The 19,848-nt window shown below is 70.4% G+C and carries 14 protein-coding genes; 2 read left to right on the top strand and 12 right to left on the bottom strand.

All coding sequences use genetic code 11. The annotated features are described in order from the left end of the window. Window positions 1-28 precede the first annotated feature (28 nt). Both E0500_RS45240 and mptB read right to left on the bottom strand, forming a co-directional pair. Window positions 29-1,519, bottom strand: coding sequence for a glycosyltransferase 87 family protein (locus E0500_RS45240; RefSeq protein ID WP_131558196.1), 1,491 nt, complete (start codon window positions 1,517-1,519; stop codon window positions 29-31). After that, window positions 1,516-2,904 carry a polyprenol phosphomannose-dependent alpha 1,6 mannosyltransferase MptB gene (gene mptB / locus E0500_RS40090; RefSeq protein WP_131558194.1) on the bottom strand — a complete coding sequence of 463 codons (1,389 nt, stop codon included), beginning with the start codon at window positions 2,902-2,904 and terminating at the stop codon, window positions 1,516-1,518. The genes E0500_RS45240 and mptB overlap by 4 nt, the downstream gene beginning before the upstream one ends. A gap of 330 nt (window positions 2,905-3,234) precedes the next feature. On the opposite strand from mptB, the gene E0500_RS40085 reads away from it, so the two are divergent. Next, on the top strand, window positions 3,235-4,746 hold the full coding sequence (locus E0500_RS40085) for a discoidin domain-containing protein (RefSeq protein ID WP_131558192.1): 1,512 nt from the start codon (window positions 3,235-3,237) through the stop codon (window positions 4,744-4,746). Window positions 4,747-4,761: 15 nt separating this feature from the next. On the opposite strand, the gene E0500_RS40080 is transcribed toward E0500_RS40085, so the two are convergent. After that, complete coding sequence (locus tag E0500_RS40080; RefSeq protein WP_258573779.1) at window positions 4,762-8,463, bottom strand: glycoside hydrolase family 78 protein; 3,702 nt, start codon at window positions 8,461-8,463, stop codon at window positions 4,762-4,764. A 205-nt stretch (window positions 8,464-8,668) separates the two neighbouring features. Between E0500_RS40080 and E0500_RS40075 the strand changes: the two genes are divergently transcribed. Further along, window positions 8,669-9,277: a TetR/AcrR family transcriptional regulator gene (locus E0500_RS40075; RefSeq protein ID WP_131558190.1), complete on the top strand. Its 609-nt coding sequence runs from the start codon at window positions 8,669-8,671 to the stop codon at window positions 9,275-9,277. Between the two features lie 102 nt (window positions 9,278-9,379). Here the strand turns inward: E0500_RS40075 and aspA are convergent, their stop codons facing one another. The 9 genes from aspA to E0500_RS40030 all read right to left on the bottom strand — a co-directional run bounded on the left by aspA (window position 9,380) and on the right by E0500_RS40030 (window position 19,845). Then, window positions 9,380-10,795, bottom strand: a complete 1,416-nt coding sequence (aspA, locus tag E0500_RS40070) for an aspartate ammonia-lyase (RefSeq protein ID WP_131558188.1) — start codon at window positions 10,793-10,795, stop codon at window positions 9,380-9,382. A gap of 80 nt (window positions 10,796-10,875) precedes the next feature. After that, entirely contained in the window at window positions 10,876-11,958 is a 1,083-nt protein-coding gene (locus E0500_RS40065; RefSeq protein ID WP_181587384.1) for an asparaginase, read from the bottom strand. Further along, window positions 11,955-13,391 carry an amino acid permease gene (locus E0500_RS40060; protein ID WP_131558186.1) on the bottom strand — a complete coding sequence of 479 codons (1,437 nt, stop codon included), beginning with the start codon at window positions 13,389-13,391 and terminating at the stop codon, window positions 11,955-11,957. The genes E0500_RS40065 and E0500_RS40060 overlap by 4 nt, the downstream gene beginning before the upstream one ends. Then, entirely contained in the window at window positions 13,388-14,065 is a 678-nt protein-coding gene (locus tag E0500_RS40055; protein ID WP_131558258.1) for a FadR/GntR family transcriptional regulator, read from the bottom strand. The genes E0500_RS40060 and E0500_RS40055 overlap by 4 nt, the downstream gene beginning before the upstream one ends. A 133-nt stretch (window positions 14,066-14,198) precedes the next feature. Continuing rightward, on the bottom strand, window positions 14,199-15,032 hold the full coding sequence (locus tag E0500_RS40050; protein ID WP_131558184.1) for an undecaprenyl-diphosphate phosphatase: 834 nt from the start codon (window positions 15,030-15,032) through the stop codon (window positions 14,199-14,201). A gap of 110 nt (window positions 15,033-15,142) precedes the next feature. Next, window positions 15,143-15,556, bottom strand: coding sequence for a DUF190 domain-containing protein (locus E0500_RS40045; RefSeq protein WP_131558182.1), 414 nt, complete (start codon window positions 15,554-15,556; stop codon window positions 15,143-15,145). Further along, on the bottom strand, window positions 15,553-16,032 hold the full coding sequence (crcB, locus tag E0500_RS40040) for a fluoride efflux transporter CrcB (RefSeq protein ID WP_131558180.1): 480 nt from the start codon (window positions 16,030-16,032) through the stop codon (window positions 15,553-15,555). Before crcB ends, E0500_RS40045 begins: the two co-directional genes overlap by 4 nt. Before the next feature lie 155 nt (window positions 16,033-16,187). Continuing rightward, entirely contained in the window at window positions 16,188-17,756 is a 1,569-nt protein-coding gene (locus E0500_RS40035; RefSeq protein ID WP_131558178.1) for an arabinogalactan endo-1,4-beta-galactosidase, read from the bottom strand. Window positions 17,757-17,823: 67 nt separating this feature from the next. Further along, the gene (locus E0500_RS40030) at window positions 17,824-19,845 is read right to left on the bottom strand and encodes a beta-galactosidase (RefSeq protein WP_131558176.1); all 2,022 of its coding nucleotides are present in this window, start codon (window positions 19,843-19,845) and stop codon (window positions 17,824-17,826) included. Window positions 19,846-19,848 lie beyond the last annotated feature (3 nt).

Genomic DNA, 19,848 nt, shown 5'->3' with positions numbered 1-19,848 from the left:
GCACCGTGGTCGTCACGGTGATGAACCCTCAGGCGGGCGGCGGTTTCACCGTGTACCAGGAGGCGCGTTCGCTGCTCGACTGGGGTTTCCGGGCAGCCGGGCGCGTCGACCCGGTCGGCTCGCTGCTGCCCCCGCACTCCTCGGCGGACACGCCGAGCCCCTCCGCGCATACGCCGCGGCCGTCGGCGGGAGCGGGCTCCGAGCCGGTGCCGCTCGCCGAGAAGGAGACCTCGCCTTCCCGCTGGACGGTGGCGGGCGTGATCGTGGGGACCACCGGGTTCGGCGCGGGAGCCGTCGCCCTGACCCTGCGGCTCAGGAAACGGCGGCCCGCCGAGGACTGACCGACGGGCAGCCCGAGCAGCAGACCCAGCGTGATCCACACGTAGATGTTGCTGCCGAGGAATCCGCCCGGACCGGACGCGTCGTCGAACCACAGCCACACGACGCTGCTGCACAGCACCGCGTACAGGCACCCCGCGAGCCACAGCAGCCGGCGGTGCCGCAGCAGTACGGCGAACGACGGCAGCAGCCACACCAGGTGGTGCACCCAGGTGATCGGACTGACCAGGCACGCGGTCAGCCCGGTGACCGCGAACGCCCCCACCCAGTCGCCGGTCGTGACCGCCCGGTGCGTCCGCCAGGCCCACACGCACAGCACCACCAGCACCAGCGACGCCCAGGCGGCACGGCTCGGTTCGGCCGGTTCCGCGAGCCGGGCCAGCACGCCCTGCAACGACTGGTTGGAGACGTAGGCGAGGCGGCCGATCCGGTTGGTGTCCCAGAGCGCCTCGGTCCAGTAGAAGCGGGAGGCGTCGGGCGCCACCCAGGCCGCCGCCGCGGTGGCGGCCGCGGCGACGGCGGTCGCGAGCCCGGCGGCGCGCCAGCGCCGGGCGATCAGGAGCAGCCCGATGAACAGTGCGGGCGTCAGCTTCACGGCCGCGGCCAGCCCGATGCCCACGCCCACCCAGCGGCCCCGTCCCGTGGACAGCAGCCAGGCGTCAGCGAGGACGAGCGCCAGCAACAGCAGATTGACCTGCCCGAAGCTGAACGTGTCCCGCAGGGGTTCGAGCAGGGCGAGGACACAGGCCGCGACCGCCGTGCCGTACCAGCCGTACCGGCGCAGCAGCGGCCCGGCGATGATGTACAGCACGGCCGCCAGCGCCGCGAGGTTGAGCAGCAGGCAGAGCGCGATCGCCGTGTCCAGGCTGACCAGCGCCATCGGGAGCATGCCGACGGCGGCGAACGGCGGGTAGGTGAAGCCGTACGTCGTCCCGGGCACCTGGTAGTCGTAGATACGGCCGTCGTGGTGCACCCAGGTGTCGATGGTCCCGTAGTAGACGCGCAGGTCGAACCAGTCACGCAGGAGCGGCACGGTGGCGGTGAAGACGGTGACCGCGGTGGCGAGTACGAGCAGCAGCAGGAGCCGTCGGCGATCGATTCCCACGCTGTCGCTGTTCACTTTCTCGTTGTCCACCCTTGCGGCGTCCGCTCTCTCGATGTCCGGCGGGGTCGTTGTCATGCCGTCCGCTCCAGCATGGGTGCGCGGGCCGCCTGATGGGCGTGCCAGAGCACGACCAGCGCGAGCGCTCCACCCGACACCGCGAGGGCGATCTGGTCGGCGTCCGGAGGTCCGCCGCTCGGCAGGACGGCGAGCGCGAGCACCGCACTGGCGGCGGCGACGCGCCCGCGCACGGAGCCGTTGGGTGCCGCGGCGGCGATGAGGAACAGTCCCCACAGCGCGTACCAGGGCCGGATCGCCGGACCCAGCACCGCCACCACGGCGAGACTGAGGCCCAGCGCGTACACGGGGCTGGGGCGCAGTTTCAGCCATATGTAGAGGACGACGGCGGCGGTCGCGACGAGTCCGACAGCGTGCCAGGCCGGCAGGGCCAGGGGGGCGAGTTCACTGCCCAGGTCGTGCAGGAGGGCTCCGGTGGCGCGCCCGAGGACACTGGTGGGCGACCAGTTGTCCGGGGACACCGGGGTCCGCAGCGCGGCGATCCAGCCGTATCCCGTACCGGTCAGGGCGGTGGTCACGGCGGTAGTGGCGAGGGCGACACCCACCGTGGTGGCCGTCGCCCGCACCACATGCGTGCGCCCCTGCATCACGACGATCGCCAGCAGACCGAGCGCGGCGGGCGCCTTGACCAGCGCGGCGAGCGTCACGAGGACGACGCCGAGGACGTACCGCCGGCCGCGTGCCGCGACCAGTCCGACGCCGAGCAGCCCGAGCATGACGGCGTCGTTGTGCGCCCCGGCCACCAGGTGCAGCAGCACCAGCGGGTTCAGGGCACCCAGCCACAGGGCGGCGGCCGGATCGACACCGCTGTGCCGGGCGAGGCGGGGCAGCGCCACTGCCATCAGTCCCACGCCGAGCAGGGCGACCATGCGCATACCGATCAGCCCGGCGGGCAGCTGACCGCTGGTCAGACCCGCCAGCCCGGAGGCTATGGCGAGGAAGACGGGGCCGTACGGCGTCGCCGTGTGCTGCCACACCGGGGCCACTTCGGCCGCGAGGGGCCCACCCATGCGCGCGGGCCCGTCGGCGTACACGTCCATGTTGGCGTCGACCATGGCGCCCTGCGCGAGGTAGCTGTACACGTCCCGGCTGAACAGTGGCGGAGCGAGCAGCAGCGGAGCCGCCCAGACGACCAGAACGACCAGCAGGGACCGAGGAGTCGGCGGCCGCGTTCCTCGTACGACCCGGCCCAGCAGCGCCCATGCGGCGATCAGCAGGACGACGCCGAAGTACACGCCGACCAGTCCGAGCGCGGCGCGCGCCGACGCGGGCGCGAGCAGGTCGCGCACCGGGAGAGCACCGGCGGTCTCACCCCCCAGTGCGAGGACGGCGGAGCCGACGAGGCCCAGCGCCTGACAGCGACGGAGATCGACGGGAAAAGCCATGGCCAACACTCGGCAAGCCTGTCGACACGGGGTGACGGGGAGGCGACGTCCCGCTCGCCGGGCGGCGGCCTGTACATGACCGCCACGTGATCGACGGCGTCGGCCGCCGACGAGGAGTTAAGCGCACGCGAACACGGACGGTCCGGTGGGTGTCGCGCGACGGTCGAGCACCGGGGACGCCTTCTGCGGAGCCTGCGTGATCGCCCTGTGCGGACCGCGCGGCGACCGGGCTGTGAGACCCGAGCACCAGGGTCGTTGATCACGGTCACCGGCCTTTGGCGCGACCGTAGTTGACGATGCGTTACTTCAAGACCGGAGCCCCCCAGGAGCTTGAACGTCACCATCGCGGACTTCTCCGTCGACCCCCCGCGTCTGTCCAACGCCGAGGCCAGGCAGCACCAGTGCGATGTCGCCGGATCACACCTGGCGCTGAACGCGGGCGGCAGCGTGGAACTGGACTTCGAGGTGGCGGACCCGGAGGAGGTCCCCGAGGCGACGTTGACCATCACGGCCCTCGTCTCCAAACTGGGCTCCTCTCTGGGGTACTCACCGATCGACGTACTGCTGCAGGGCGAGGTGCTGGTCGAGGGACTCACCGTGCCCGGCGGGGGCGACCTTCCGCACGACAATGTGTTCGCGGTACCCGGACACCTGCTGAAGCCCGGCACCAACACCTTGGAGATACGGGTTTCGGCCAAGGCACGCAGCATGCTGTGGCTCTACCGCATCACTCTGGACCCCGTCCATGAGCGGGGGCGCTCGGAGCGCGCCCGGGCGGCGGAGGCCGTTCGGGACTCGATCTTCGCCTTCAGGACGGAACGTCACCCCGCGCACTCCGAGTCCTCTTCCTGGGAACCGGCCCCGCGACTGGTGTTCCACATCGACCGGGGTGAGCACTCGCTGCCCGCGCAGCTCAGCTGGCGAGGGGAGGACGGCGCGGAGTCGGCCGTCAGCTTCCAGTCGAGCATGTCCGACTTCTACGGCTGTCACCGCACGGGCGACGGTACGACGTACGAGTACCGCGGCCGCCGCGTCGACGGACAGGAGTGTCCGCAGAGTGTCGAGAACTCCTTCCACCTGCACCGCTTCCGCACCGAGGAGGGGTGGGGCGGCGGCTGGCACCCCTCCCACGACCTGCGGTTGATGGTGGACGACGGCGGAGCGCCGGCGGAGCGGGTGGCGTGGCGCGATCAGCAGGGCAACTCCGGGGTGGCCGTCCTGCAGTCCGCGTCGACCGATGTCGAGGTGACCGGCGTCGTGGCGAGCGACGAGTTCAGCGCGGCGGGCGAGACGGCCGACAACCTCCTGGACGAATCCCCGGAGAAGTGGCTGGCCGGCTACGACACCGCATGGGTCGACTTCACCCTCGCCCGCCCGACCGTGATCACCTCGTACTCCCTGATGTCGGCGAACGACTTCCCCGGCCGCGACCCCCGCAACTGGACGCTCCACGGCTCCCACGACGGCCGCCACTGGACTCCCCTGGACTCCCGCACGGGCGAGACCTTCGCCGGCCGTTTCCAGACCAGGAAGTTCTCCCTGGGCGCCAACACCACGGCCTACCGCCACTACCGCCTCGACATCACCCGCAACGGCGACGCGACCGAGGTCCAACTCGCTCACGTCCGCTTTGCCGGAGCGCCCGCCGACCAGACGTTCACGGGCTACTACCAGCGCTTCAACGAGGGCCCGATCGGCTACCGCGGCACGGCCCTCTCCGCACCCACGCCCCCCGCTTTCCCCGCTCCCCGGCTGGCCGCCGACCTCGAAGCGGCCGCCGAGAGCCTGACCGCCACCGCCCAGACCCTGTCGGACCTGGCGGCCCGACTCCGCGACCACTGACCTCGGGCGCTCACATCAGGCGTTGAAGCGGTACGCCCCCTGCCGGGCCCGGTAGATCCGGTAGGGGGCTCCGCCGGAGGTGTCGTCGCGGACGAAGTCGACTCCTCGGGGAGCGGTGACCGGCTTGTTCCGGGTGGGGACCCAGACCTCGGCCTCCGTGTTGTATGGGATGGTGACCGCGAGATCGATCCTGCCGTCCTGCCGGCGCCGCCATTCGGACGACACCCTGCCGCGGACGGTGTCGATCGAGGCACTGACATGGTCGAGAGTCGCGGGCGCCAGGTCGGTGTCCTCGGTGTTCTCCGGGACGCGGCTGTTGACCGCGGCCGAGGGGATGCGGGGGCGGATGCGCAGCGTCTCGTAGGCGGTCGAGGTCGGCCTGATGCCGGCCAGGCTCTGGTAGAACCAGGTGGCCACGTTGGAGCGGTAGTGGTGGTTCACCGAGAGCCGGTCGGTCCACTGTTCCCACAGCGAGGTGGCGCCCTTGGCGATCTGGTCGACGTAGCCGGGTACGCCGGTCTGTGTGACGGCCTTGAGCGCGATGTCCGTGTAGCCGTACTCGCTGAGGATGTCGAACTCGTAGCGCGAGCCGTACATGTCGTTCTGGAGGTGGTGGTCCGCGGCCACGATGCGGTCGGCGAGGAGCTTCGCCAGGGCCTTCTCGTTCTCCGCGACCGTCCTGGTGCCGGCCAGGTGGCGGGGGTCGTCGGGGCTGAGGTCCGAGCCGGGGACCAGGTCGAAGGCGATGGCCATGGCGTTCTCGCTGGAGATGCTGCCCTGGGTGAAGTGGCCCTGTGCGGCGTCCCAGTAGTTGGCGATGAACGCCCTGCGCAGGGTGCGCGCCAGCTTCGCGTAGTGGGCGGCGCGTTCGGTGCGGCCGAGTCCGCGGCCCACCTCGTCCATGTAGTCGCAGAAGTGGATGTAGAACGCGAGGCTGATGACGGCGTTGCTGCCGGGGCTCTCGGCGCCCGAGTAGGCGCCGAGGGACGCCTCGAACTTGTAGTCGTTCTCGGCGGTGAACAGGGTCTCGTAGTACTTCAGGAGCGTGTCCTGGTGGTCGTACAGCTCGGCGAACAGACGGCTGTTGCCGTAGTAGGTGTACAGCTCCCTCGGGATGACGAAGTACGCGGAGTCCCAGGCCGGCACCGCCTTCCATGCGGCGTTCCAGCCGGGGGTGTGGTCGTAGCCGTATCCGCCCTTGGCGACGGGCACGATCATGGGCAGCTGGCCGGTGGAGATCTGGGTGTCGGGGAAGTGGCGCAGGTAGGTGGTGAGGACGGCGTTGACGTCCCAGGTCAGGCACTCCGACTCGGAACTGGCCATGGCGTCGCCGGTCCAGCCGTTCTTCTCCCGTGACGGGGTGTCGGTGGGCTTCTGCACCAGGTTGTTCTGCTCGGCCCACTCCAGGTTGCGCTGAAGCCGGTTGATCAGGGCGTTGTCCGTGGTGAAGGTGCCGGTGCGGGCGAAGCCGGTGCGGGCGACGTCGACGGTCAGCACCTCGGCGTCCCGCTTCAGGTCAGGGGCCCGCCCCAGGACGGCATCGAGGTTCATGACTTCCAGGTAGCGGAAGCCGAAGTGGCTGAACTGCTGTTCCCAGGTCTGCGCCGACCGCCTGCTGAGGGTGTAGTAGTGCGTCTGGAGGTTGGCGTCGTGCTGGAAGTTCTCCTCCTCGACGGAGAGCGGGGAGCCGGCCGTGCCGTCGCCGGTGCTGATCCGGTTGCCGCCGCGGATCCGCAGAGTGAGGCCCTCCTTGCCGGGGCGTACGCCGGTGAGCGCGAGCCGGACGAAGCCCGTCACGATCTGGCCGTAGTCGAGGACCCAGACGCCCGAGCCCGGGGCCGTCTCCGTGATCGAGACCGGGCGCAGTGTCTGGCTGACCAGCACCGGCTCCGCCTCGTGGGCCCGCAGGCCCGCGGGCTTGAAGCCCTCGGGAATCGTCGTGGCGGGGAGCGTGCCGTGGTGCTTCGGCGAGGGGCCGGCACAACTGCCCGGCGGGATCAGTACGGTGGCCGGGCGCCAGTCGCGGCCGGTCCGGTAGCCGGCCGAGCGCCAGTCTCCCAGTTCGTCCGCCCGCCGGGCGTCGTACTTCTCTCCCGAGTACACGGAGTCGAACGTCGTGGGCCCGTCCGCGACGAGCCAGTCCTCGTCCGTGACGAGCGTGGTGGCGGAACCGTCGGTGTGGGTCACGACGAGCTTCGCGCGCAGGCGGGGCTGGCCGGCATAGGGCGCGAGCTGCCAGTACCACTCCTGGGGTGTCGTCACGCCGTACCAGCCACGACCGAGCTCCGCGGCGACGACGTTCTCCCGGCCGGCCCTGAGCAGGACGGTCACGTCGAAGGTGTCGTACAGCACCGTGCGGTCGTAGGTGCTCTGGTCGGTGAGCAGCCGAGGCACGTTGGACCGGTCGCCGGCCGCGCGTTCGCCGTCGACGGTGATCGGGTCGCCGTTGACGGTGAACGTGACGTTGCCGGCGGCGCTCAGGTGCAGGCGGGCCTTGGCGATGCGGCGGCCCCGGGGCAGCGTGAACGCGCGGCGCAGCACCGGTGCCGGGTTGGCGATGGGCAGCACGCTGGTCTTGGCGGGAATGTAGGGGTTCTTGGGCGGGAAGGTCAGGCCGGCGAGGGTGCCGATGCCGTTCTCGAACGGGTTGGCGCCCGTGGTGAGGTCGGCGGAGAAGTCGGGGGCGCCGGTGCCGGTCACCTTGACACCGCGCACGGTGGCCGAGGTGCCGCCACCGAAGCCGAAGCTTCCGTGGCGGCGGATCTGGTCTCCGGTGAGCGTGCGACTGTCGACCTCGACGCCGTTGACGGAGGTGGTCACTGCGAGCCCGCGGGCCGTGACCACCACGGTGTGGTCGCGGGTGGCCCAGGTGTCCTTGGTCAGCCCGGTCGCGGCAGGGAGTGTGACGGTGCCGACCGGGACGCTGCGGGTGCCCGCGGCGGTGGGGTTGGTCTCGCTCTGCGGGTCGTAGTGGTCGACGCCCCAGTCGGGCTCCGAGGCGCCGTCGTCCACCCAGGTGTTGCCGGCGTAGTGACTGGTCTTCATGACCAGCTGCATGTCGTCGCCACTCTGCCGGACGGTCCAGTTGAGCCCCTCGCCCCAGGTCTTGCCGATGGGTTCGGCGCGCAGCAGCAGGGACAGCCCTCCGGCGGCGTCGGGACCGCCGCGGAAGACGACGGTCGCGCTCAGGTCCTTCCAGTCGTGGTCCTGTGCCTCACGGCCGCCGACCCACCGCGCCCCCGACCAGTCCTGCTCGCCCTTCAGCAGACCGGTCTCCCACGTCGCGGGCCCGCTCCAGGAGCCGGGTACGCCCTTGTCGTCCCAGGTGCGCACCCGCCAGAAGTAGGCCTGCCCGGACCGCAGCGCGCCGCCGCCGTAGGCCACCTCGGTGCTGTTCGAACTCGCCACCCTGCCGCTGCGCCAGACGTCCGCCTTGCCGGGCCCGGTGCCGACCTGGATCTCGTACGCGGCCTGCCTGGCCACCGGAGGCACCCAGCCGAACGTGGGCGCCGTCTCCGTGCCCAGCGGTTCGGTCCGGGAGTTGACCCGCAGGTTCACGGGTGCGGAGGGTGCGGAGCTGTGCCTGCCGGATGCTGCCGGACTCGCCGCCACGGCGTTCCGCGCGGCGGTGAGCGGGAGGGAGGCCCCGGCTGCCGCCGCCGTCATGATGCCGAGCATGTGTCGGCGGTTCAACGCACTTCTGTTCTCCTCGGCCATGGCTCAGTTCCCTTGCGATCGCTGGAGATTGAAACGATTCAATACCTTCCAAGTGGAAAGCTTACGAACAGGCCGGGCCGGAGCACAATGGTCTGGGACTTCACGGCAGGCAAACCCCCGTCGCCTGGTAAGTTTTGGCGCCCAGTTGCCCGGTTACTGCGCAGGACCGTCCCGGACCGGCTTCGTCGAGGAGAGTGAGCGCACCGTGGGTCAGGCAGGAGCGCGGGGGCCGTACGCCAGGACACCGGCCCGCAGAGCCGAGATCGTACGGGCGGCGCGCGACAGTTTCGCCGAGAACGGCTACGCCAAGGCATCCCTGCGCGACATCGCGGAACGGGCCGGCATCACCCACGCCGGCCTCCTGCATCACTTCCGCAACAAGGACGAACTGCTCACCGAGGTGCTCGCCCAACGCGACGCCGAGGAATGGCAGCAGGGTGTGGCGCAGGTCGACAGCCCGGACCAGCTCGCGCCCTACCTCGGCGAGCTCATCCGCCACCATCAGAGGGCGCCCGAGCTGATGCGCCTGTGGATCGAGCTCGCCGCCGCGGCCTCACGGTCGGATCACCCCGCGCACGCCTACTTCGTCGAACGGTACGAACGCGGGCGGGCGCAGTTCGCCGAGGGACTCCAGGACGACACGGACCGCGACAGGCTGCGCGGGGACATCAGCCCCGAGAGCGCCGCCATCCTCTTCCACGCGGTGCTGGGCGGGCTCCAACTGCAGTGGGTACTCGACCAGGACCTCGACATCGTCGGGCCCGTGACCGACTTCGTACACCTGCTCTTCGACCGCGACCACTCAGGCGAGTGAGCGGGTCGCCGCCCGACCCGGCGCCGTGACGGACGGCGTGGGGGAGAACTGTCGCCACTCCCCCAGGCCGTACGCCGTCTCGTCACCGAACCGCGCCGGGTCTCAGATCGTCTGCGGCGCCCCGTTGCCCGCGACGACCTCCGGCCGGAGCAGGGCCTGGAGCCGCTCGGCGGGCAACAGGCCCTTCTCCAGGACCAGTTCGGCGACGCCGCGGCCCGTGGCGAGGGCTTCCTTGGCGATGTCGGTGGCGGCCGTGTAACCAATGTGCGGGTTGAGGGCGGTGACCAGGCCGATGGAGTTCTCCACGGCGGCGCGCAGCTCCTCCGTGTTGGCGGTGATGCCGTCGACGCATCGCTCGGCGAGCGTGAGGCAGGCGGCCCGCAGGTGGGTGATGCTCTCCGAGAGCGAGTGGAGGATGATCGGCTCGAAGGCGTTGAGCTGGAGCTGTCCGGCCTCCGCGGCCATGGTGATGGTGACGTCGTTGCCGATCACTTCGAAGGCGACCTGGTTGACGACCTCGGGGATCACCGGGTTGACCTTGCCTGGCATGATGCTCGAACCCGCCTGCACGGGAGGCAGGTTGATCTCGTTCAGGCCCGCGCGCGGCCCGGACGACAGCAGGCGCAGGTCGTTGCAGCTCTTCGAGAGCTTGACGGCGATGCGCTTCAGAACACCTGACATCTGCACGAAGGCGCCGCAGTCCTGGGTCGCCTCGACCAGGTTGGCCGCGGTCACGAGCGGCAACCCGGTGATCTCGGCGAGGTGGCGGCGGGCCGACTCGGCGTATCCGGCGGGGGCGTTGAGGCCGGTGCCGATGGCCGTGGCGCCCAGGTTGATCTCGTGGATCAGCTCCACGGCCTCGGCGAGCCGGCTGCGGTCCTCGTCCAGCATCACCGCGTACGCCGAGAACTCCTGCCCCAGCGTCATCGGCACCGCGTCCTGGAGCTGTGTGCGCCCCATCTTCAGCACGTCACGAAACTCGACGGCCTTGCGGGCGAAGGAGTCCTGGAGGACCGTCATCGCCTTCAGCAGCTCGCGCACCGCGAAGACCGTCGCGATCTTCACCGCGGTCGGGTAGACGTCGTTGGTCGACTGCCCGAGGTTGACGTCCTCGTTGGGGTGGAGGTGCTCGTACTGGCCCTTCCGGCGGCCCAGCAGCTCCAGCGCCCGGTTCGCGACGACCTCGTTGGCGTTCATGTTCGTCGACGTGCCGGCTCCGCCCTGGATCACGTCGACGACGAACTGGTCGTGCAGCTTGCCGTCACGGATCTCCTGGCAGGCCGCGACGATGGCGGACGCCTTCTCGGAGTCCAGCAGGCCGAGTTCCTCGTTGGCTCGGGCGGCGGCCTCCTTGACCGCGGCGAGGGCGTCGATCAGATGCGGGTAGGCGGAGATCGGCGTACCCGTGATGGGGAAGTTCTCCGTGGCGCGCAGGGTGTGGACACCCCAGTAGGCGTCGGCGGGTATGTCCCGGTCGCCGAGCAGGTCGTGTTCGCTGCGGTGGGTCGCGGCGCTCATGGCTGTGCGGGCCTTCTTTCGTACGGCAGTACGGGGATGGGCGGGTGCGGGAGTGCGGGAGTGCGGGATGCGGGAGACGGTCAGGCGTGGTTCGTCAGGTCTGCGTGGGGCGGCGTGAGGGGATCGAGTGCGCGGGTCGGCCTGACGCGCCCGACCACCGCCCCGCCGCCGAGCAGCGGGGCGCCGGCGAACTCGTCGAGCGTCGCCGGGTCGATGCCCGCGCGGACGAGCGCGGCCGCGGCGACGGGTACGCGGGCCCGGTCGGCGCCGTCGGCGATCTTGACGGCGACGGCACGGCCGTCCGGCAGCGCCGCGACCTGGACGCCCTCGAAGCCGTCCTTGGTCAGCAGCCCGGGCACGGCCCGCATCATGGCGGCGACGTCGCGCCCGGAACCGGACGCCATCTCGGCGTGCTCGCGCATCGCGTCGGCCACCTGCCGCTCGGGGGTGCCCACGGCCGCGGTGGTGATCCGGGCCGCGGCGCGCGCGAGCCCGTGCAGCGAGATCGAGAACAGGGGCGCGCCGCAACCGTCCACCGTCACCTCGGCGATGCCCTGCCCGGTGAGGTCCTCGACGATCTCGGCGATGGCCTGCTGGAGCGGGTGCCGCGGGTCGAGGTAGTCGTCGAGGGACCAGCCGTTGAGCTTGGCGGTGTAGAGCATGGCCGCGTGCTTGCCGGAGCAGTTCTGCGCGAGCCGCGACGGCAGCCGGCCCTCGCGCAGCCAGGACTCGCGAACGACCGGGTCGTAGGGCAGGTCGGGCACGTTGAGGAGGTGGTCCTCGCTGAGCCCGGCCAGTTCCAGGATCCGCCGGGTGCCCTCCAGGTGCCGTTCCTCGCCGGAGTGGCTGGCCGCCGTCAGCGAGAGCAGCGCGCCGTCGAGCGGCAGCCCGGCCCGCAGCATGGCCACGGCCTGCACGGGCTTGAGCGCCGAGCGAGGGTAGAAGGCCGCCTCGATGTCACCTATCTGGAACTCGACGCTGCCGTCCGCGGCCAGGACGATCACCGAGCCGAAGTGGATGCCCTCGATGACGCCACCCCGTACGAGGTGGGCGACGGGGGCGTGCAGGGGCTCCCGGATCGCGGGAGCCGCGGCCACCGGCGACGAAGGGGTCGCCCGGACACCGGAGGCCGCTGAATTGCCGTACGTCACTGCTTGAATCACGCATCCGCTCCGCTAGAACGGCGGGCGACCCGGGACTTTATCCCGAACCACCCCGCCACCAACGCCCCCACGATCAGCGGGAGGCACAGCACCGTCGTGCGGCCCGCGCCGCCGTCGGCGTACATCAGGACGAGGACCGAGGCGAGGAAGAACAGCGTCACGAGCTCGGTCCACGGAGAACCCGGGAGCTGGTAACCCGGCCGGGACAGCTCGCCGTTCTGGGTCTTCCGCCAGAACAGCAGGTGACAGATCATGATCATGCCCCAGGTGGCGAGGATGCCGATCGCTGCGAAGTTCAGCACGATCTCGAAGGCCTCGGCCGGGACCACGAAGTTCAGCCCGACGCCCAGCACACAGATACCGCTGGTGAGCAGGATGCCGCCGTACGGGACCTGGCTGCGGCTCATCACGCCGGTGAACTTCGGCGCCGAACCGGACATCGCCATGGAGCGCAGGATGCGACCGGTGGAGTACAGGCCCGAGTTGAGCGACGACATGGCCGCGGTCAGCACGACCAGGTTCATGATGCCGCCGGCCGCCGGGATGCCGATGTTGGAGAGCACGGTGACGAAGGGGCTCTCGCCCGCCTTGTACGAGGACCAGGGCAGCAGCATCGACAGCAGCACCACGGAGCCGACGTAGAACAGGCCCACGCGCCACATGATCGAGTTGATCGCCTTCGGCATGATCTTCTCGGGGTTCTCGGTCTCACCGGCCGCGACACCGACCAGTTCGACGGAGGCGTACGCGAAGACGACGCCCTGGATGATCAGCAGCATCGGCAGCATGCCGTTGGGGAAGACACCGCCGTTGTCGGTGATCAGGGACGGGCCGGGGACGGTGTCGCCGACCTGGTGCTGGGTGACCAGCAGGAAGATGCCGATACACATGAAGAGGACGAGCGCGCCGACCTTGATGATCGCGAACCAGAACTCCAGTTCGCCGAAGATCTTCACCGAGATGAGGTTCACGGTCAGCACCACCGCGAGCGCGATGAGCGCGATCACCCACTGCGGGATGTCGGAGAACATGCCCCAGTAGTGGGTGTAGGTGGCCACCGCGGTGATGTCGGCTATGCCGGTGGTGGCCCAGTTGAGGAAGTACATCCAGCCGGCGGTGTACGCGCCCTTCTCACCCATGAACTCGCGGGCATAGGACACGAAGGCGCCGGACGACGGCCGGTACAGGACTAGTTCGCCGAGGGCGCGGACGACGAGGAAGGCGAAGATGCCGCAGACCGCGTAGGCGATGAACAGGGACGGGCCCGCGTCGGCGAGGCGGCCACCGGCGCCGAGGAAGAGGCCGGTGCCGATCGCGCCGCCGATGGCGATCATGTTGACATGCCGGGACTTCAGGGACTTGCTGTAGCCCGCGTCGCCGGCGTCGACGTGCGCGGCCGGTTTCTGTACGGCTTGCTGGAGTGACTCGCTCACGCCTCGGGTCCGCCTTCCGTGGAACTGTCCGTGCGTGGGGGACGCACGATGTCGGTGAGGGTGCTTTCGACGCGGTCGAGGTGGTGGGACATGGCCTCCACCGCGTCGTGTTCGGAACCGTCGACCAGCGCCTCGACGATGGCCCGGTGCTCGCGGTTGGACTGCTCTCGGCGGCCGCCGAGTTCGTTGAGGAAGGCCGACTGGCGGGCCAGTGCGTCCCGGATCTCCTCTATGACCCGGCGGAACACCGGGTTCTGCGCGGCCTCGGCGATGGCCAGATGGAACACCGTGTCCATCGCGACCCACGCGGTCGTGTCGGTCTCCCGCTCCATCCGCTCCAGCAGATGGGCCAGGTGGTCCAGGTTCTCCGGGCCCCGGCGCAGCGCCGCGTATCCGGCGACCGGGATCTCCACGTGCCGGCGCACCTCCAGCAGGTCGCTCGCCGTGAAGTCGCCGAAGGTGGGGTCCTCGACGGAGCTGGCGATCACGAAGGTGCCCTTGCCGGTGCGGGACTGGGTCAGTCCCATCGCCTGCAGGGCCCGCAGCGCCTCGCGCAGGACCGGACGGCTCACGTCGAGCCGTCGGCACAGCTCCGCCTCCGAGGGGAGCTTGTCGCCGATGGCGTACTCGCCGCGCTCTATGGCGCCGCGGAGGTGGATGAGCACCGCTTCCATGGCGCTGATGCGCCGGGGTGCCGAGCCACCTGTCTGGCTGTCTGACAGGTTCACGGGGGTGATCCTGAGGGTGACGCAAGGGTGCTGTCAAGGGGCGGCGACCCGGGCTCCGCCCCCCTGCCCTCCCCCTTGGTCAATTGAGCACGCCCGTGCCCAGCAACCCGAACAGCAGCAGACCGATCGCGATCCGATAGATCACGAACGCGTTGAAGGAGTGGTTGGCCACGAACTTCAGCAGCCAGGCGATCGAGGCGTACGCGACCGCGAACGACACGATGGTGCCGACGACGAGCGGGGCGGCGCCCACGCCCGTGCCCAGGGCGTCCTTCAGCTCGTACAGACCGGCACCCGTCAGGGCCGGGATTCCGAGGAAGAAGGAGAGCCTGGTGGCCGCGACGCGGTCCAGGTCGAGCATCAGCGCGGTCGACATGGTGGCGCCGGAGCGGGAGAAACCGGGAAAGAGCAGGGCGAGGATCTGCGAGCTGCCCACCAGCATGGCGTCCTTGAACGAGGTGTCGTCCTCGCCCCGCTTGTGCCGCCCCATCTGGTCCGCCGCCCACATCACCGCGCTGCCGACGATCAGCGAGGCGGCCACCACCCAGAGGGAGGCGAGCGGACCCTGGATGAGCGGTTTCGCGGCGAGCCCCACGACGACGATCGGGATGGTCGCCGCGATCACCCACCAGGCGAACCGGTAGTCGTGGTGGTACCGCTCCTCCCGGTTGGTCAGGCCCCGGAACCAGGCGGAGACGATGCGCGCGATGTCCTTGCGGAAGTAGACGAGTACGGCGGCGATGGCACCGACCTGGATGACCGCTGAGAACCCGACCACCGCGTGGTCGTCGACGGGGATACCCATGAACCCCTCGACGATCTTGAGGTGACCCGTCGAGGACACCGGCAGGAACTCGGTCACCCCCTCGACGACTCCGAGGATGACGGCTTGACCTAGGGAGATGGCGCTCATGTGATCCAGTTCCGGTGGGCGTCGGGTGGGCGCGGACAGTCCTACCACGACGAGGTAAGGAACCAGGGCAAACCGGTTACGGTTCACCTCGTATGGTTCACAACGACCTCTTACCCTCCGCGGCCCGTTCCGCCGGACTCGCCTTCCCGGCCGGCGGTGAGGTTGCCCCCGATCGGACGAGGCTGGGACCGGGGGATGACGACCTCGCACTCGTCGAGGAGCACGAGCCCCTCGGTGACGAGCCCGTCCAGCTCCGACAGGAAGGCACGTACCCGGTCCTCCTCGTCCACGACGACGACGGCGACGGGCAGGTCCTCGCTCAGCGAGAGCAGCCGCGAGGTGTGGACGATCGAGGAGGCTCCGAAGCCCTCGATGCCCCGGAACACGCTCGCGCCCGCCATGCCGGCCGCGTGGGCCCGGTGGACGATCTCGCTGTACAGCGGCTTGTGGTGCCAGGTGTCGTGCTCGCCGACGAGGACGGTCAGCCGCAGGGCACGACCCGTGAGCCGGGTGGATCGCGTCATCTCTGCCTCACCGCCAGGATGCGGCGCGCCGCCGCCACCGCGAGCCACACCGAGGCGAGGGCCGCGAGGAGCGTGGCGGCGAGATAGGCGAGGCCGGTGCCGGGACGACCCGCGCCGACCAGTCGTTCGATCTCGACGGCGTACGTCGAGAAGGTGGTGAAGCCGCCGAGCACCCCGGTGCCGAAGAAGGGGCGCACCAGCCGGTGGGCGGCCCACACGTCGGTGATCACGACCATGAAGACACCGATCACGGCGCACCCGACGATGTTCACCCAGAACGTCGTCCAGGGAAAGCCGCCGGTCGGTGTGGGCCACAGCAGCGACGCACCGTACCGGGCCGCGGCGCCGATGCCGCCGCCGAGCGCGACCACGGCGACCACGGGCGCCTGGCCGTGCCAGAGGGGCAGCCGTCGGGCGGGGACGACGAGGTCGGCGGCGTCGGGAACGCCGAGCCCGTCGGGGTGCGGAACTGTCACATGACTCAGCGTGCCACGTCGGGCCGGTCGCGCACCGCGACCCGCTGTTCCCACAGGCTGCCCAGAGCCGGTCGCCCGTCGGTCGGCTTCCAGCGGGGCGCCACGCGGCAGGGCCCGGCCGCGCACGGCGACCGGGCCCGCGTCACGGACGTGGCTCAGCGGTGGCCGAACCACGCCATCGCCGGAAGTGCCCTGTCGTCGTAGCCGAACAGTGCCTGGTTCTCCCAGCCGTTTCCTGACGAGGGGTCCGCCGGGTCCCAGCCGTTGCCGGTGACCGCGGTCCAGGTCGACTCCCAGTAGAAGACGCCGAGGCCGCGGCCGTTCGGGACGGCCTCCACGATGCTCGCCACGTCCTTCATCCACTGGGTCTGCCCGGCCGTCGAGGCCGGGTAGCCGGACACGAGCTCACCGGTGGTGTCGATGATGTTCTCGTGCGCGTCGTCGCTGTCCAGCCGGAACGGGTAGGCGGTCTCGGCGAGGAAGACCGGCTTGCCGTAGCGGGAGGCCGCGTCGTCGAGGGTGGTCTGGAAGTCGGACAGCGTGCCGTGCCAGTAGCCGTAGTAGGACAGGCCGATGACGTCGAACCTGACCCCGCCCGAGACCGCGTTGTCGAACCACCAGCGGGTGCCCGACAGGTCGCCGCCCTTGGCGAGGTGCAGCGCCACGGTCGTGCCGGAGTCGACCGCCTTGACCGCGTCGTAGCCGGAGTTGAGGAGTCCGGCGAGCTGCGGCCAGTTGTCCGTGGAGCCCTCGTTCCACAGCATGCCGCCGTTGATCTCGTTGCCGACCTGCACCATGTCGGCCGTGGTGCCCTGTGCCTTCAGCGCGTTCAGGACGTCGTACGTGTGGTTGTAGACGTCGGTCTTCAACTGGCTGTACGAGTGTCCGGCCCACGCGGACGGTTTGGACTGCGCGCCCGGGTCGGCCCAGGTGTCCGAGTAGTGGAAGTCGACCAGCAGCTTCATGCCCTGTGCCTTGACGCGCTTGGCGATGGCGAGGACGCGCGTCTTGTTGTTGTAGCCGTCGGCGGGGTTCACCCACACCTTGAGGCGGGCGTAGTTCTGCCCGGCGGACCTGAGGATGGCCAGGGCGTCCCCAGCGGTACCGGAACTGGTCTTGTAGACGCCTCCCTTGGCCGCGCTCTTGGCGAGTGACGACACGTCAGACCCCTTGATGGACAGGCCGGTCGAGCCCGGGGTGAAGGTCAGGTCGTCGACGTTGCTCCAGTTGCCCGCGCCCGCGTCGGAGGTGACGCCGATCGTGCACTGGTTGTTCGTCACCGTGACGGAGGTGACGATCCGGACCCAGCCGCTGGAGGAGACGGGAATGTCGGTGCGCTGCTCGGAACTCCCGCAGTTCTTCAGCGAGATGTACGCCGCCTTCTGGCCGCCGCCGGAGCGCACCCAGGCGGTGAGCTTGTAGTTCCCGTTGGTCAGACCGGACAGGTACTGGTACGTCTCCACCTTGTAGGCGGAGGACGACCAGTGGGTCAGGCGGTGACTGCCGCCGTGGCCACCGGACTCGGTGAAGGAGGCGGTGTTCTGGCCGGCCGCCGAGTACGTCGACCAGCCGGCCGGGGTCGCGGTGCCCGTGCCGTCGGACTCGAAGCCGCCGTTGGTGAGGGTGCTCGCGGCGTGGGCGGTCTGGGCGGGCAGGGCGGTGAGGGCGAGCCCGGCGGTGAGGGGCAGCAGCAGGGTCCGCAGTATGCGTCTGGGATGGAACATCGTTGTCCGTCGTCCCTTCGACGTGGTGGGATGAATACTCCGGTGCGACCCGGAACCGGCAGCGGGCTCAGCCGTCGAGTCGTACGACCCGTACGGCCCCCGCGGGCACCGCCAGGCGCCCCGCGGCACGTTCACCCGTCAGCAACTCGGTCCCGTGCGCGTCCAACGGCACCTTGACGTCCGAGGAGCCGTGGTTGATCGCGAACAGATAGGTGCCCGACTCCCCCGCCCGCCGCACGACCTCGACGTCCCGCGGCAGATCGGCGCGCGGCGCGATGCCGGCGTCGTCCAGGGCCCAGCCCAGCAGCGCGTCCAGCCCCTGGGTGTCGAGGCGGGTCGACACGTACCAGGCCGAGCCCTCGCCCAGACGGTGCCGGGTCACCGCGGGGTGGCCCTCAGCCGGGCCGTCGGCGTACGTCCACACGGTCTCGGCGTCACCCGGCACCACGAACTCGGTCCACACGTCCCCCGTGAGCTCGGAGCCGTCGGGCCCGGTGACGCGGACGCTCTCGGCGGGCAGCAGCGGCGAGAACTCCTCGACGGTCAGGCCGAGAACGTCCCGCAGGGCACCGGGGTACGGGCCCTCGTGCACGGCGTCGTGCTCGTCGACGATGCCGGAGAAGTACGAGACGACGAGGGTGCCGCCGTTCTCGACGTACGCGCGGACGTTGTTCCCGGCGGCCTGAGTCATCAGGTAGAGCGCGGGAACGACGACAAGGGGATACGCCGACAAGTCGGCTTCCGGGTGGGCGAAGTCGACGGTGAGGTGGCGGTCGTAGAGGGCCTCGTAGAAGGCGTCGGCGCGCTCACGGGCGTCGTGGTCCTCGCTGGGACGCCACGCCAGGTTCTGCGCCCACCAGGAGTGCCAGTCCCAGAGGACCGCCACGTCGGCCCGGGTGCGGGTGCCGCGGACCGAGCTCAACGAGTCGAGGGACGCGCCGAGTTCGACGACCTCGCGCCACACCCGCGACTCGGTGCCCGCGTGCGGCACCATCGCCGAGTGGAACTTCTCGGCGCCGCGCAGGGACTGCCGCCACTGGAAGAACAGGGCGCCCTCGGAGCCGCGCGCCACATGGGCGAGGGAGTTGCGGGCCATCTGACCGGGGGCCTTGGCCGGGTTGCGGGGCTGCCAGTTGACGCCGGACGTGGAGTGCTCCAGCAGCAGCCAGGGCGCGCCGCCCGCGACGGAGCGGGTGAGGTCGGCGGCCATGGCGAGGTTGACGTGGGTACGGCGGCCGTCGGTGATCAGATAGTGGTCGTTGGTGACGAGGTCGACCTCGCGGCCCCAGGCCCAGTAGTCGACGGAGTCGCACTGGCTGAGCGCGGTCATGAAGTTGGTGGTGACCGGGATGCCGGGGGCGAGGCGGTGCAGGATGTCCCGCTCCGCGCGGAAGTTCTCCCGCATGGTGGCGTCGGCGAACCGCTTGTAGTCCAGGGCCTGGCCGGGGTTGCCGACGGTGGGGGCCACCCGGGGCGGGTTGATCTGCTCGAAGTCCGTGTAGCGCTGGCCCCAGAAGGCGGTGCCCCAGGCCTCGTTGACCGCGTCGACCGTCTCGTACACGGCCGCCAGCCAGCGGCGGAAGTGCGCGGCGCAGGTGTCGCAGTAACAGGCCGAGACGGGGACGCCGTACTCGTTGTGCACGTGCCACAGGGCGAGGGCGGGGTGGTCGGCGTACCGCTCGGCCAGCTTCGTGGTGATGCTCGCGGCGGCGGCCCGGTAGTCGACGTTGCTGTGGCAGATGGCGCCGCGCGAGCCGAACTCGTACCGCGTGCCGTCGGCGGCCACGGGCAGTGCGTCGGGGTGCGCGCGGTAGAACCAGACGGGCGGTACGACGGTCGGTGTGCCGAGGTCGGCTCGTATGCCGTTCTCGTGCAGCAGGTCCAGCAGACGGTCGAGCCAGGCGAAATCGTACGCGCCGGGTGAGGGCTCCAGCAGTGCCCAGGAGAAGATCCCGACGCTCACCATCGTGACGCCCGCCTCGCGCATCAGCCGGACGTCCTCGTGCCAGACGCCTTCCGGCCACTGCTCGGGGTTGTAGTCCCCGCCGAAGGCGAGCCTGGTGAGGCCCTTGGGGGTGGTCTCCGGCATCGA

The sequence above is a fragment of the Streptomyces sp. KM273126 genome, assembly GCF_004337435.2.
Taxonomy (GTDB): domain Bacteria; phylum Actinomycetota; class Actinomycetes; order Streptomycetales; family Streptomycetaceae; genus Streptomyces; species Streptomyces acidicola.
This window is presented reverse-complemented; position numbering and strand designations above follow the sequence as displayed.

Excerpts from the sequence above, each read along its gene's own strand:
- E0500_RS45240 (WP_131558196.1), bottom strand. The coding sequence starts at position 1,519 with ATGACAACGACCCCGCCGGACATCGAGAGAGCGGACGCCGCAAGGGTG.
- mptB (WP_131558194.1), bottom strand. The coding sequence starts at position 2,904 with ATGGCTTTTCCCGTCGATCTCCGTCGCTGTCAGGCGCTGGGCCTCGTC.
- E0500_RS40080 (WP_258573779.1), bottom strand. The coding sequence starts at position 8,463 with ATGGCCGAGGAGAACAGAAGTGCGTTGAACCGCCGACACATGCTCGGC.
- aspA (WP_131558188.1), bottom strand. The coding sequence starts at position 10,795 with ATGAGCGCCGCGACCCACCGCAGCGAACACGACCTGCTCGGCGACCGG.
- E0500_RS40055 (WP_131558258.1), bottom strand. The coding sequence starts at position 14,065 with ATGGAAGCGGTGCTCATCCACCTCCGCGGCGCCATAGAGCGCGGCGAG.
- E0500_RS40050 (WP_131558184.1), bottom strand. The coding sequence starts at position 15,032 with ATGAGCGCCATCTCCCTAGGTCAAGCCGTCATCCTCGGAGTCGTCGAG.
- E0500_RS40045 (WP_131558182.1), bottom strand. The coding sequence starts at position 15,556 with ATGACGCGATCCACCCGGCTCACGGGTCGTGCCCTGCGGCTGACCGTC.
- E0500_RS40035 (WP_131558178.1), bottom strand. The coding sequence starts at position 17,756 with ATGTTCCATCCCAGACGCATACTGCGGACCCTGCTGCTGCCCCTCACC.
- E0500_RS40030 (WP_131558176.1), bottom strand. The coding sequence starts at position 19,845 with ATGCCGGAGACCACCCCCAAGGGCCTCACCAGGCTCGCCTTCGGCGGG.